At 64.4% G+C, this 13,941-nt stretch carries 9 protein-coding genes; 7 read left to right on the top strand and 2 right to left on the bottom strand.

Annotation, left to right across the window (positions count from 1 at the left end; genetic code table 11):
* Window positions 1-490 precede the first annotated feature (490 nt).
* From MTX21_RS17170 to MTX21_RS17195, 6 genes are read left to right on the top strand one after another with little or no spacing between them, the layout of a single operon-like run.
* The gene (locus tag MTX21_RS17170) at window positions 491-3,340 is read left to right on the top strand and encodes a bifunctional transaldolase/phosoglucose isomerase (RefSeq protein ID WP_280965956.1); all 2,850 of its coding nucleotides are present in this window, start codon (window positions 491-493) and stop codon (window positions 3,338-3,340) included.
* An 11-nt stretch (window positions 3,341-3,351) separates the two neighbouring features.
* Window positions 3,352-4,350, top strand: coding sequence for a phosphogluconate dehydrogenase (NAD(+)-dependent, decarboxylating) (gene gnd, locus MTX21_RS17175; protein WP_280965957.1), 999 nt, complete (start codon window positions 3,352-3,354; stop codon window positions 4,348-4,350).
* Between the two features lie 41 nt (window positions 4,351-4,391).
* Window positions 4,392-5,903 (top strand): glucose-6-phosphate dehydrogenase, encoded by a 1,512-nt coding sequence (gene zwf / locus MTX21_RS17180; RefSeq protein WP_280965958.1) that lies wholly within the window; start codon window positions 4,392-4,394, stop codon window positions 5,901-5,903.
* The gene (pgl, locus tag MTX21_RS17185; protein WP_280965959.1) at window positions 5,903-6,652 is read left to right on the top strand and encodes a 6-phosphogluconolactonase; all 750 of its coding nucleotides are present in this window, start codon (window positions 5,903-5,905) and stop codon (window positions 6,650-6,652) included. The genes zwf and pgl overlap by 1 nt, the downstream gene beginning before the upstream one ends.
* Entirely contained in the window at window positions 6,639-7,181 is a 543-nt protein-coding gene (locus MTX21_RS17190; RefSeq protein WP_280965960.1) for a gluconokinase, read from the top strand. The genes pgl and MTX21_RS17190 overlap by 14 nt, the downstream gene beginning before the upstream one ends.
* On the top strand, window positions 7,178-7,990 hold the full coding sequence (locus tag MTX21_RS17195) for an HAD family hydrolase (protein WP_280965961.1): 813 nt from the start codon (window positions 7,178-7,180) through the stop codon (window positions 7,988-7,990). The genes MTX21_RS17190 and MTX21_RS17195 overlap by 4 nt, the downstream gene beginning before the upstream one ends.
* 4 nt (window positions 7,991-7,994) lie before the next feature.
* Here the strand turns inward: MTX21_RS17195 and MTX21_RS17200 are convergent, their stop codons facing one another.
* Window positions 7,995-9,797: a glycoside hydrolase family 15 protein gene (locus MTX21_RS17200; protein WP_280965962.1), complete on the bottom strand. Its 1,803-nt coding sequence runs from the start codon at window positions 9,795-9,797 to the stop codon at window positions 7,995-7,997.
* Between the two features lie 30 nt (window positions 9,798-9,827).
* Complete coding sequence (gene malQ, locus MTX21_RS17205) at window positions 9,828-11,789, bottom strand: 4-alpha-glucanotransferase (protein WP_280965963.1); 1,962 nt, start codon at window positions 11,787-11,789, stop codon at window positions 9,828-9,830.
* A gap of 205 nt (window positions 11,790-11,994) precedes the next feature.
* Between malQ and MTX21_RS17210 the strand changes: the two genes are divergently transcribed.
* Window positions 11,995-13,941 carry a maltotransferase domain-containing protein gene (locus tag MTX21_RS17210; RefSeq protein ID WP_280965964.1) on the top strand — a complete coding sequence of 649 codons (1,947 nt, stop codon included), beginning with the start codon at window positions 11,995-11,997 and terminating at the stop codon, window positions 13,939-13,941.

A 13,941-nucleotide genomic window follows, 5' to 3' on the forward strand; every position in this document is an offset into this window, starting at 1 on the left:
AAGGCCGTCCGACAAATCGACGGCAAGGCTCGCACCGAGCAAGGTCACCACCGAACCCGCCGCGACAGCCAGCCAAAGCGAGACGCACATCGACCGATTTCGAAATCGCACAATTCATCTGCGTCGGCCGCACCGGCCAATTTGCGAATTGGCAGCGACGGCCGTCCCGATGTGCGTGGATACTTGCCCCAGCGTGGCTGTTCATGACCTAGCCGACGCGGCACGCCTCGCGAGCAAACACCCGCTGACGACACTCCGCTCAGCGCCAAGCCGACGCTACGCAACCAGTCTTCGACCGAACGATCCCGGCCGAGGACTTTCACGCAACATAACAACCCGCCCGGATCGCCATGATCTCAACGGAGTTTACCCAGAGTATGACACCCATACCCTTGATTGGTTCCCTCCCGGGAGCATGTTAGCTAGAGAATAGCGCGTCAGGACCGGCGCGGGAACCCCTCGCCCGCAGGCTTGGAGAGAAATAGACATCATGAATCCCGTCAAAGAACTGGAAAAGCACGGACAGGCCGTATGGCTGGACTTTCTGGCCCGCGGCTTCATTGCGAAGGGCGACCTGAAGCGGTTGATCGACACCGATGGCCTCAAGGGAGTGACCTCCAACCCCTCGATCTTCGAGAAGGCGATCGGCAGCTCGGACGAGTACGACGCCTCGATCGGCAAGGCGCTCAAGCGCGGCGACCGGACGGTGACCGAATTGTTCGAGACCGTTGCGGTCGAGGACATTCGGAGCGCTGCCGACGTGCTCCGCCCGGTCTATGACAGCCTCAAGGGCCATGACGGCTATGTCAGCCTGGAGGTCTCGCCCTACCTCGCGATGGACACCGCGGCTACGGTCGCCGAGGCGCGACGCCTCTGGAAGGACGTCGATCGCAAGAACTTGATGGTCAAGGTGCCGGCAACGCCGGAGGGCCTGCCGGCCATCAGGCAGCTCACCAGCGAAGGTCTCAGCATCAACATCACGCTGTTGTTCTCCAAGGCGGTCTATCTGGAGGTCGCCGAGGCCTATCTTGCCGGTCTCGAAAAATACGTCGCCGACGGCGGCGATCCGTCGCACGTGGCGAGCGTCGCGAGCTTCTTCGTCAGCCGGATCGACACGATGGTCGACAAGCAGCTCGACGAGAAGATCGCACGCGCCAACGATCCCAGCGAAAAGGAGCGGCTCGCCGCGCTGAAGGGCAAAGTCGCGATCGCCAATGCCAAGCTCGCCTACCAGGACTACAAGCGCCTGTTCTCTGGCCCGCGCTGGGAGAAGCTCGCCGCGAAGGGAGCCAAGCCGCAACGGATGCTGTGGGCGTCCACGGGGACCAAGAACAAGGAGTACAGCGACGTCCTCTATGTCGAAGGGCTGATCGGCCCGAATACCATCAACACGATGCCGCCGGCCACGCTGGAGGCGTTCCGCGACCACGGCAAGCTGCGCGATACCCTGGAGGAGAATGTCGACGAGGCGAAGGCCGTGCTGGAAGAGCTGGAGCGCTCGGGCATCTCGCTCGATGCGATCACCGAAGAGCTCGTCAAGGACGGCGTCAAGCAGTTCGCCGACGCCGCCGACAAGCTTTATGGCGCAGTCGCCCACAAGCGCGCCACCGTGCTCGGGCCGGCACTCGACCGCCAGCACCTGTCGCTCGGCGACGGGCTCGGCAAGGCGGTGACCAAGAGCGCTGAAGAGTGGCGCGCTTGTGCCAAGATCCGCAGGCTCTGGCAGCGCGACAAGTCGGTCTGGACCGGTGCCGACGAGGACAAATGGCTCGGCTGGCTCGACAGCGCGGCGAAGGCCGACGTCGCGGACTACGCGGACTATGCGAACCGCGTGAAGGGCCAAAAATTCTCCGACGCCGTCGTGCTCGGTATGGGTGGATCGAGCCTCGGGCCCGAGGTGCTGGCCGAGACGTTCGCACGGAAGTCCGGCTTTCCGAAGCTGCATGTGCTGGATTCCACCGATCCGGCGCAGGTGCGGGCGATGGAGGCCAGCATCGACATCGCCAACACCGTTTTCATCGTCTCCAGCAAGTCCGGCGGCACCACCGAGCCGAACGCGATGAAGGATTACTTCCACGAGCGCGTGGCTCAGGCGGTCGGTTCATCCGTCAAGACCGGCCATCGCTTCATCGCGGTGACTGATCCCGGCTCGTCGCTGGAGAAGGCGGCCAAGCAGCTCGGCTACGCCCGCATCTTCCACGGCGAGCCCTCGATCGGCGGACGCTACTCGGTGCTCTCGCCCTTCGGTCTCGTGCCGGCGGCAACCGCAGGCATCGACGTCAAGACCCTGATCAAGCACGCGCTCTCGATGGTGCGCTCGTGCGGGCCGGACGTGCCGCCGCAAGAAAATCCTGGCGTGCAGCTTGGTCTTGCGATGGGCCTCGCCGGCCTCGAGGGCCGCGACAAGGTCACGATCCTGTCGTCGAAGAAGATCGCCGATTTCGGCGCCTGGGCCGAGCAGCTCATCGCGGAATCGACCGGCAAGGAAGGCAAGGGCCTGATTCCGATCGACGGCGAGCCACTGGGGAATCCCTCGACCTACGGCAACGACCGCTTCTTCATCGACATCCGTACCGAGGGCGAGGCGGATGCCGACCATGACGCGAAGCTCACCGCACTCGAACAGGCCGGCCATCCGGTCGTACGCATCGTCATGAAGTCGATCGACCATCTCGGCCAGGAGTTCTTCCGCTTCGAGATGGCGACGGCGGTGGCTGGCGCAATCCTCGGCATCAATCCGTTCGACCAGCCGGACGTGGAAGCGGCCAAGATCAAGACGCGGGAGCTTACTGCGGCGTTCGAGAAGACCGGCGCGTTGCCGGCCGAAGAGCCAGTCGTCAGCACGGACGAGGCCGATCTCTACACCGACGAGGCCAACGCCGCAGCGCTGCGCGCTGCCGGGGCGAACGGCGACCTCACCTCCTGGCTGAAGGCACATCTTTCCCGCTCCAACCATGGCGACTATGTCGCCCTGCTCGGCTACATCGCGCGCGACAATGCCACCATCGATGCGCTCCAGGCGATGCGGCTGGAAGTGCGCGAGAAGCGTCATGTCGCGACCTGCGCCGAGTTCGGCCCGCGCTTCCTGCACTCGACCGGGCAGGCCTACAAGGGCGGGCCCGACAGCGGCGTGTTCCTCCAGATCACGGCAGACGATGCCAAGGACCTTGCCGTGCCGGGCCAGAAGGCGAGCTTCGGCGTCATCAAGGCGGCGCAGGCGCGCGGTGATTTCGACGTGCTCACCGAGCGCGGCCGCCGCGCGCTTCGCGTGCACCTGAAGGGCGGCCTCAAGAAGGGTCTCGCGGCGCTCAACGCCGCGCTGTCGGACGCGCTCAACTAGGGAATATCGCGATGCAACTCGGCATGATCGGCCTCGGCCGGATGGGCGGCAACATCGTTCGCCGCCTGATGCGCAACGGCCATTCAACCGTGGTCTATGACAAGGACGCCAACGCCGTCGCCGGCCTCGCCGCAGACGGCGCGCAAGGCGCCTCCACGCTGGAAGAGTTCGTCGCGAAACTCGAGCGGCCGCGCACGGCCTGGGTGATGCTGCCGGCCGGCCGCATCACCGAGACGACGATCGACGCGCTTGCGGGCGTGATGCAGGCCGGCGACGTCATCATCGACGGCGGCAACACGTTCTGGCAGGACGACGTCCGCCGCGGCAAGGCGCTGAACACGCGCGGCATCCATTATGTCGACGTCGGCACCTCCGGCGGAGTCTTGGGGCTGGATCGCGGCTATTGCATGATGATCGGCGGCGACAAGGCGGTCGTCGACCGGCTCGATCCGATCTTCGCCGCGCTGGCGCCCGGCGCCGGCGACATTCCGCGCACGCCGGGACGCGAAAACCGCGACCCCCGTATCGAACAGGGCTACATCCATGCCGGTCCGGTCGGCGCCGGCCACTTCGTCAAGATGATCCACAACGGCATCGAATACGGCCTGATGCAGGCCTATGCCGAGGGCTTCGACATTCTCAAGAATGCCAATATCGAGGCGCTGCCGGCGGATCACCGCTTCAACTTCGATCTCGCCGATATCGCCGAGGTCTGGCGGCGCGGCAGCGTGATCCCGTCCTGGCTGCTCGATCTCACCTCGACGGCGCTCGCCGACAGCCCGGCGCTGTCGGAATATTCGGGCTTCGTGGAGGATTCCGGCGAAGGTCGTTGGACCGTGAATGCGGCGATCGACGAGGCCGTGCCGGCCGAGGTCCTGACGGCGGCCCTTTTCGCACGTTTCCGTTCCCGCAAGGAACACACCTTCGCCGAAAAAATTCTCTCGGCGATGCGTGCGGGCTTCGGCGGCCACAAGGAGCCGAAGAAACCGGACGCGTCGAAGCCCGAGTAAGAAGCTGAAGTAAGACGCAACAATACGAAGGCCAGTTGTTCGTGACCAAAGACCCGCAGCCAAAGCGCAAGCCGGAAAATTGCGCCTTCGTCATCTTCGGCGTCACCGGCGATCTGACCCATCGGCTGGTGATGCCGTCACTGTACAATCTCGCCGCCGAGAACCTGTTGCCGGAAAAGTTCTGCGTCGTCGGCGTGGCTCGCAGGGGCATGTCGAATGACGAATTGCGCGACAGCCTGATGAAGGGCCTGCGCCAGTTCGCGACACGCCCCGTCGACGACGTCGTCGCCCAGCAACTCCTGCAATGCGTCACCTTCGTCGAGGCCGATGCGAAGGATCCTCCGTCCTTCGATCACTTGCGCGAACACCTCGACGCGCTCGAATGCTCGCGCGGCACCGGAGGCAACCGGCTGTTCTACCTGGCGACGCCGCCGGCGGCGTTCGCGCCGACCGCGCGCGAGCTCGGCCGCACCGGATTGATGCAAGAGAACGGCGCCTGGCGCCGGCTCGTGATCGAAAAGCCGTTCGGCACTGATCTCGCCTCGGCGCGCGCCTTGAACGCCGAGCTCCTGAAGATCATGGAAGAGCACCAGATCTACCGGATCGATCACTACCTCGGCAAGGAGACGGTGCAGAACATCATGGTGCTGCGCTTTGCCAACGGCATGTTCGAGCCGATCTGGAATCGCAACCACATCGACCACATTCAGATCACGGTCGAGGAAAAGCTCGGCGTCGGCCATCGCGGCGGTTTCTACGACGCCACCGGTGCACTGCGCGACATGGTGCCGAACCATCTGTTCCAGCTCATGTCGCTGGTCGCGATGGAGCCGCCGTCCCGGTTCGACGCCCATGCTGTGCGCTCCGAAAAGGCCGAGGTGCTGACCGCGGTCCAGAAGCCGAGCGAGGAAGAGGCGCTGAGAAGCTCGGTCCGCGCGCAATATCTGGCCGGGCGGATCGGCGACGACGATATTCCGGACTATCGCAAGACCGCGGACGTCAAGCCCGGCAGCACCACCGAGACCTATGTCGCGCTCAAGCTGATGATCGACAATTGGCGCTGGGCCGGCGTGCCCTTCTACTTGCGCACTGGCAAGGCGCTGGCCCACAAGCGCACAGAGGTCGCGATCAAGTTCAAGCAGGCCCCGCTGTCGATGTTCAGCGGCACGGCAGTGGACCGCCTCTCGCAGAATTTCCTCACCATAGGCATCGCACCGACCGAGACCATCGAGCTGCAATTCAATGCCAAAATTCCCGGACCGAGCGTCACGATCGACGGCGTCGAGATGAAGTTCCGCTACGGCGACTATTTCAAGGCCGATCCCAGCACGGGCTACGAGACGCTGATCTACGACTGCATGATCGGCGACAACATCCTGTTCCAGCGCGCCGACGGCGTCGAAGCTGGATGGGAGGCGGTGCAGCCGTTCCTCGATGCCTGGAAGAGGGCCGGCACCAACGGTATCGAGACCTATCGCGCCGGCAGCGAAGGCCCGGCCTGCGCCAATGAGTTGCTGAAGCGCGACGGGCGAAGCTGGCGAAAGTATTCGTGATGGCTGCGGCCGACCAGCCGAAATTGATCGTCGAAGCTGACGCCGAGGCGCTGGCGCAAGCCGCAGCCGAACGCGTGATGGCGCGCATCGCGGCCAACCCCGGCCGTATCGCGATTTGCCTCACCGGCGGATCGAGCCCGAAGCAGCTCTATCAATTGCTCGGGAGCGAGGCCTGGCGCGGCAGAATTCCCTGGGAGCGCGTGCACTGGTTCATCGGCGACGAGCGGTTCGTGCAGGACGGCGATCCCCTCAACAACATGGCGGTGGCACGCGCGATCTTCCTCGATCACAGCGCACCGCCTGGCCACATTCACCCGATCCCGACCGCGACCGAGAATCCCGATCGCAGCGCCGAGGCCTATCAGCGCGAGTTGCAGCTCTTCTACGGCGCGGATCGGCTCGATCCATCGCGCCCGCTGTTCGACATGGTCCTAATGGGCGTGGGACCGGACGGCCACACCGCCTCGCTGTTTCCGGGCTATCCTGCGCTCGATGAGACCGCGCGCTGGGTCGTCGGCGTGCCGACGGCCAATGTCGCGCCTTTCGTGCCGCGGGTCTCGCTCACCCTGCCCGCTCTCGCCTCATGCCGCGAAATGCTGTTCGAGATCGCCGGGCACGACAAGCAGGCGATCTTGACGCGCCTCGTCAATGGCGAGAATCTGCCGGCGTTACGCGCGCGCTCGAATGGCGAGACCGTCTGGCTGGTCGACCAGGCCGCGCTTCCGGAGGGGATTCGTGGCGGGCGTTGAAGCACCTTGTGCGTTGATCGTGATGGGCGTGTCGGGCTCGGGCAAGAGCACGGTCGCGAAAGCACTCGGCAAACGGCTGGGCTGGCGTTTTGAGGACGGGGACAGCTTTCATCCGCCGAGCAATGTCGAGAAGATGCGGGCGGGCCACCCCCTCACCGACGAGGACCGCTGGCCCTGGCTCAACGCCATCGCCGACGAGATTGCGCGGGTGTGCAAGGCAGGCGAACACGTCATCATCGCCTGCTCGGCGCTGAAGCATGCCTATCGTGACGTGCTGTTACGTGGACGCGACGACGTCCGGTTCGTCTTCCTCAAGGGCACGCAGGAGTTGATCGCCGACCGGCTCGCCCATCGCAAGGGCCATTTCATGCCGCCGGAGCTATTGACCAGCCAGTTCAGGACACTGGAGCCGCCGGAAAATAGCGAGCACGCGATCACGGTCTCGATCGACGAAACCGTCGAGGCGATCGTCGGGGATATCGTGCGGCAGTTGAAATTCGACGGCGAGAAGCACGAGGCCATGTCATGACGCCGATCTCGCTCGTGGTCTCCGACGTCGATGGCACGCTGCTGACCAAGGACAAGACGCTGACCGACCGCGCCAGGGCCGCGGTACGGCGGCTGCACGCGGCCGGCATCGGTTTCACCATCACTTCGAGCCGCCCCGCGATCGGCATGCGCTTTCTGATCGAGCCGCTCTCGATCACCCTGCCGGTCGGTCCCTTCAACGGCTCTTCGATCATCGATACACAGATGAACCCGGTCGAGCAGCACCTGATCCCGCGAACGGCGGCCGAGCGCTGCCTGCAGATCCTCCGGGAATTCGGCGCCGACATCTGGCTCTTCACCGCCGACAAATGGCTGATCGACAATCCCAAGGGCAGCTACGTCGCGCATGAGGTGCACACGATCCGCGCCGACCCGACCATCGTTGCGGACTTCACGCCGTACCTCGCCAGTGCCTGCAAGATCGTCGGCGCAAGCGCCGATGCGGCGGGGCTGGAGGCCTGCGAGAAGGTGATGCAGGAGGCGCTCGGCAGAGAGGCGACCGCGGTGCGTTCGCAGACCTATTATCTCGACATCACCCCGCCCGGATTCAACAAGGGCACCTTCGTGCAGGCAATGGCGCAGCGCCTCGGGATTGCGACCGACGCGGTCGCCACCATCGGCGACATGCAGAACGACCTCGCGATGTTCCGCGCCAGCGGCTATTCGGTCGCCATGGGCAATGCCGCCGACAACGTCAAGCAGCAGGCGATGCACGTGACCGCGACCAATGAGCAGGACGGCTTTGCCGCGGCGATGGAGATGATATTGAAGCGGAACGGAAGCGGCTGAACCGCTACTGCGAGCGCTGCATCGCCGGCTTTTCGCTTTCCTGTCGCGCAGCCGACAGGTTGTGGGCAGTGTTGACCAGCGCGATGTGGGTCAGCGCCTGCGGGAAATTGCCGGTCTGGCGTCGCGCGTCGGGATCGTACTCCTCGGCCAGGAGTCCGACGTCATTCGCAACCGCGACGACGCGGTCGAACAACATCTGCGCCTTGTCGAGATCGCCCGCCAGCACACAGGCGTCGGCCAGCCACAGGGTGCAGGCGAGGAACGCACCCTCGAGCGGCTGCTGCTCCTCGGACACTTCGCGCGGATCATGCCGCAGCACGAAACCGTCGCGCATCATGCATTTTTCGACGGCGGCGATGGTGCCGCGGACGCGCGGATCCGTTGCCGGCAAAAAGCCGACCGAGGGCAGCAGCAGCACGCTGGCATCGAGCAGCTTCGAGCCGTAAGATTCGACAAAGGCATTCTCTCCTGCGTCGAAACCCCTGTTGCAGACGTCGCGATGGATGGCTTCGCGCAAGGTGCGCCAATGCAGAAGCGGCGCCTTGAAGCCGAAGGTCTCGGCGCTCTTGATGCCGCGGTCGAAGGCCACCCAGGTCATCACCTTGGAGAAGACGTAGTGCTTCGGCTCGCCGCGTCGCTCCCAGATGCCGTGATCGGGCTGGTCCCAGACCTCCGCGAGGTGGTTGAGCACAGCACATTCCAGCGCCCAGCTCTCCTCGTCGAGCTTCAGCTTGGCCATGCGTGACTGGTGGAACGCGTCGATCAACTCGCCGTAGACGTCGAGCTGGAGCTGCGCATGCGCGGCATTGCCGACCCGCACCGGCTTCGCCGCCTCATAGCCGTCGAGCCAGCCCGCCTCCCATTCGAGCAGCCGCCTTTGGCCCCAAATGCCGTACATGATCTGCATGTTCGACGGCGAGCCGGCCGCCGCGCGCAACAGCCAACTATGCCAGGCCGCGGCTTCCTCGGTGTAGCCCGAATTCATCAGCGCGAGCAGGGTGAAGGTGGCATCGCGCAACCAGCAGAAGCGGTAGTCCCAGTTCCGCGTCCCGCCGAGCTTTTCCGGCAATGACGTGGTCGGCGCCGCGACGATGCCGCCGGTCGGACCGAAGGTCAGTGCCTTCAGCGTGATCAGCGAGCGCACGATGAGATCGTGGTAGTCGCCATCCCGGCTGCACTGGCTGCACCAGCCGTTCCAGAAGGTCTCGGTCTCCTGAAACGCGATCTCGGGATCGATCGGCTCGGGTACTGCGAGATGCGAGGGGCCATAGGTCAGCACGAAGGGCACGGTCGCGCCGGCCTTCACCTCGAATTCGGCAACCGTCGTCAGATCCTTCCCCCTTGTCTCGACCGGCGTCCGCAGCACGGTCATGTCCTGGCCGCAGACGGCCAGCAATGCGCCGTCCTCGGTTCGCCGTACCCAGGGAATGTCGGCGCCGAAGCCGAAGCGGATCACGAGCTGCATCCGCATCTTCACCATGCCATTGATGCCGCGCACCAGCCGCACGATGTCGGACGCCTTGCCCCGCGGCGGCATGAAATCGATCAGCGCGACGCTGCCGCTCTCGGTCTCGAAACGTGTCTCGAGGATCAGCGTGTTGCCGAGATAGCGCCTCGACGTGTTCGTGGCAGGGTCATTTGGCGCGATCAGCCAGCGACCGTTCCTGTACGTCCCGAGGATAGCCGCAAAACAGGCGTCGGAATCGAAGGCCGGCCAGCACAACCAATCGATCGAGCCGTTGCGGCCGACCAGCGCCGCAGTCTCGCAGTCGCCGATCAGTGCGTAGTCCTCGATCCTCACCGACAATTCGTTGCCATCCTGCGAAGGGACGGGAACTCAACTCCCGCCGACTGACGAACGTTCCCGCGTCGCCGCCTTCAAAGCCGCGAGATCGACGCGTGAGGCAATCCTGTCGAGCGCAACCGGCAGCCGCTGGCGCCAGTTCGGGTGCTCATCGATCGTGCCGGGAATGTTGGGCTGGTCGATCACGCCCAGCAGATCTTCCAGCGATACCGCCAACAGCCGCGACGGCGTGCGCGACAGGAAGGTGAGCACCGAATAGAGATCGTTGGCGTGAATGCCGTTGACGCGCAGGATCTCGTCGAGCATGCCGAGCGCATGCCAGCGCGCCTCGTCGTTCTCACCGGGGTCGATTCCGAGCGAAAGCTTCATCTTCAGATCGCTGAAGGAGCGCCAGCCGGCATAAGTGCAGAGATCGTGCGTGTTCAGCGTGACCAGCGCGTTGGGCCTGTAATGATCGACGTTGCGAAAATGACCGGCGTCGTCGCGCTCGAACATCATGACGAGATAGGACCAGATGCCCCAGTCCTGCATGGTCTCACGGAAGCCTTCCGGCACGGTGCCGAGATCCTCGCCGATCACGATGCATTTGTGCCGCGCGCTCTCGCGCGCCACCGCCGCCAGCAGCGCCTCGAACGGCATCTGCACATAGGCACCATTGTCCGGCTTGAAGCCGCGCGGCACCAGATAGAGCCGCTTCAGGCCGAGCACGTGATCGAGCCGGATCGCGCCGGCATGGCGCATCGAGGCGGCCAGCATCGCGGCAAACGGCACGAAGGACTGCGCTTCCAGGCCCCCCGCATTGAAGCCGGCAAGACCCCAGTCCTGGCCGACGGTGTTGAGCACGTCGGGTGGCGCGCCGACGGCGAGATGGCGGGAAATCGCCATCTGCTCGTTCCAGGCATCGAAGCCGTTGGACTGCACGCCGACGGCAACGTCGAGATAGAGCCCGACCTTCATGCCGAGCTGGGTCGCAAGCACCTTGGCCGCCTGCAATTGCGACTCGGCGGTCCATTGCGCGAATTCGACGAACTCAACCTCGCGCTTATCGGGACCATTGCGCAACTCGGCGAGTTTCGTCTCATCCGGCTGCCGCCATTCCCGCGGCCATTCCCACCAGGGGCCGGCGAAGCGATGCCGCAGCACCTCGAAGCAGGCAAAGCGTGACAATAGCGGTGCGCGCTCGGAGCGGAATGCCGCAAACTCCTGCCGGCGCGTTTCGCTCGCCTTCTTCACAAAACTGTCAAAGGCGGCGCGCAGGCCCCGCCATTTCAACGTCGCCATGTCGGCGTAGGGCACGCGGTCGCCTTCGCGCAGGCGCGCGGCAATCGCGGCAGCATCCGGGAGCAGGTCGGACGAAAACTCGGGGATTTTTTCAACGTCGATATAGAGCGGATTGAGGAACAGCCGGCTGTTCGGCGAATAAGGGCTGCAATCGCTCGGATGGTCGTCGAACAACACATGCAGCGGATTGAGGCCGACGCCGTCGGCGCCAAGCTGCCGGGCAAGCCGGACGAGACCGGCAAGATCGGTGAAATCGCCGATGCCCCAATTGCGATCGGAACGAACACTGTAGAGCTGCACCGCGAGCAGCCAGCCACGATCGAAGTCGCCCCCAAAGGCGCGCTCGGGGGCCACGATCATCGGCACTTCTTCCGTCGCGCCGTCAGCATCGGTCAGTGTCAACCGGTGATAACCGGCCGGCAGACCGGCCGGCCAAGCAATCACCGGCTCGCGCGTTTCGCCTTGCGCGATTACGTTGAAATTGCCGGTGATTTTCCATTGCAGCGGCAACGCGCCGGTTGCCGTCAGTTCGGTACGTGCATTCGCCAGGGCGCGAACCACGACCGGCCCATGGGCGAAGCGGTAGACACGCTTCTCCGGCAGGGCGTCGAGGATGGATTTCAAGGCGTCGGGCGCAGTGACCCGCAGCTTTCCCAGGGCGTCGATGAATTCGGACTGGACGCCCTTGATTTCGGCTTGAGCTAAAAGATCCATTCGGCACGCAGTTTGCAGGCCACCCTTTTGCCGGGGGCATCGATTTTGATGAAGCGAAGGAAGACGTTAGTCAGGGGTAACTCGCAGACCGCACCTGCCGTTCCCAGGCGGAACCAATGACACACAAGCGGCTTTCTATATAGGTACCGAGCGTCGGTTCCCGACAAGGGAAGCGGGATCCTGTTTTGTTGTCAATGGCATCACCGTGAACAAGACAATTCAAACCGTCGAGAGCGCCGCAGCCCGCAGCGCTTTCCTCATTGAGGACGTCTATCCGTTGATCGACGGGGGCCGCTTCGCCGTGAAGCGGATCGCGGGCGAGCGGGTCGAGGTCTGGGCCGACATCTACCGCGACGGCGACGCCGTGATCAGCGCCGCGCTGGTCTGGCGCCGCGAGCAGGATCGCGACTGGCGGCACGAGCCGATGAGCCAGCACGGCAACGACCGTTGGTTCGGCGCGTTCGTCCCGACGGAGCCCGGGCTGTATCTCTATGCCGTCCAAGCCTGGACCGACGAATTCGCCACCTGGCGTCATCGGCTGGAGCGGAAGCAGCTTTGCGGCGCCGACATCACGCTCGACGCGATCGAGGGCGCCGGCCTTCTGACCAAGGCGCATGGCGTGCGGCGGGACGCCGCCTCGATCATCCTGAGACAATGCGAGGACTATCTTCAGACCGGCGAGGTCGCGCCGCTGCTCGCGGCCGAGCTGAGCGAGGCCATGGCCGAGAGCCAGTCGCGCCCCGACCTGACCCGCTCCCCGCTCTTCCCGCTGAGCGCCGAACGTGACAAGGCGCGGTTCAGCACCTGGTACCAGATGATGCCGCGCAGCCAGAGCGCTGTGCCCGGTCGGCACGGCACGCTCAGGGACTGCATCGCGCGCGTGCCTGACATCGCCGCGATGGGATTTGACGTGCTCTACTTCACGCCGATTCACCCGATCGGCCGCACGCGGCGCAAGGGCCGCAACAATTCCCCGATCGCGACCGAACACGATCCCGGCTCGCCCTATGCCATCGGCGCTCCCGAGGGCGGGCATGATGCCCTGCATCCCGCGCTCGGCACGATCGAGGATTTCCGGGCGCTGATCGCAACTTGCCTCGAATATGGCGTGGAGCTCGCGCTCGATTTCGCGGTGCAATGCTCGCCGGATCATCCCTGGCTGAGGCAGCATCCGGAATGGTTCAAATGGCGGCCGGACCGCTCGGTGGGCACCGCGGAGGGCCCCTATCCCGATATCGTCATCCCCGACTTCGCCTGCGTCGACAGAATCGCGCTGTGGGGCGCGTTCCGCGATGCAATGCTGTTCTGGATCGATCATGGTGTGACCATTTTCGCCATCGACAATCACGACACCGCGCCGCTCCCGTTCTGGGACTGGCTCATCCGCGACATCCGTCGCCGGCACCCCGAGGTCATCCTGTTCGCAAAGACATTCACCCGACCGAAGCTGATGAAGGGGCTCGCAAAGCTCGGCTTCGCGCAGTCCTTCACCTACTTTCCCTGGCGCACCCAGAAGTGGGAGCTGGAGCAATATCTCGGCGAGCTCGTCAATTACCCGGAGCGGGATTTCTATCGCCCGAACCTGTTCGTCAACACACCTGACCTGTTGCCATATCATCTGCAGAACGGTGAGACCTGGATGTTCAAGTCGCGCGTTGCGCTGGCAGCGACGCTGTCGGGCAATTATGGCATTTACAGCGGGTTCGAGCTCCTGGAACACGGCGCCATTCCCGGCCGGGAGGAGTATCTCGATTCCGAGAAATACGAGATCCGGCAGCGCGACTGGAACCAACCCGGCAACATCAAGAGCTATATCGCCGAGCTCAATCGCATCCGCAGCGAAAACACCGCCCTTCAACAGACGGCCAATCTGCGGTTCCTCGGCATCGAGGACGGCGAAACGGTCGCGTTCGTGAAGCAGGCGGGTGATCCGGCCAGCACCGTCGTGGTAGTGGTCGCCCTCTCGCGCCGTGTGCGCGAATTCTGGCTGCCGCTGGGCGACGTCACGGTTGACGCCGGTGGGCAGCGGCACCACGTTGCGGTCCTCGAAAACCTCCTGACAGGCGAACAGTCCCGCATTGAATGGGGCGGGATCAGGTTGCGTATCGATCCTGACCTTGATCCGGCGCTGCTGTTTCGCTGCCTGGCGTAG

The sequence above is a fragment of the Bradyrhizobium sp. ISRA430 genome, from assembly GCF_029909975.1.
Taxonomy (GTDB): domain Bacteria; phylum Pseudomonadota; class Alphaproteobacteria; order Rhizobiales; family Xanthobacteraceae; genus Bradyrhizobium.

Excerpts from the sequence above, each read along its gene's own strand:
- malQ (WP_280965963.1), bottom strand. The coding sequence starts at position 11,789 with ATGGATCTTTTAGCTCAAGCCGAAATCAAGGGCGTCCAGTCCGAATTC.
- MTX21_RS17195 (WP_280965961.1), top strand. The coding sequence starts at position 7,178 with ATGACGCCGATCTCGCTCGTGGTCTCCGACGTCGATGGCACGCTGCTG.
- gnd (WP_280965957.1), top strand. The coding sequence starts at position 3,352 with ATGCAACTCGGCATGATCGGCCTCGGCCGGATGGGCGGCAACATCGTT.
- pgl (WP_280965959.1), top strand. The coding sequence starts at position 5,903 with ATGGCTGCGGCCGACCAGCCGAAATTGATCGTCGAAGCTGACGCCGAG.
- MTX21_RS17170 (WP_280965956.1), top strand. The coding sequence starts at position 491 with ATGAATCCCGTCAAAGAACTGGAAAAGCACGGACAGGCCGTATGGCTG.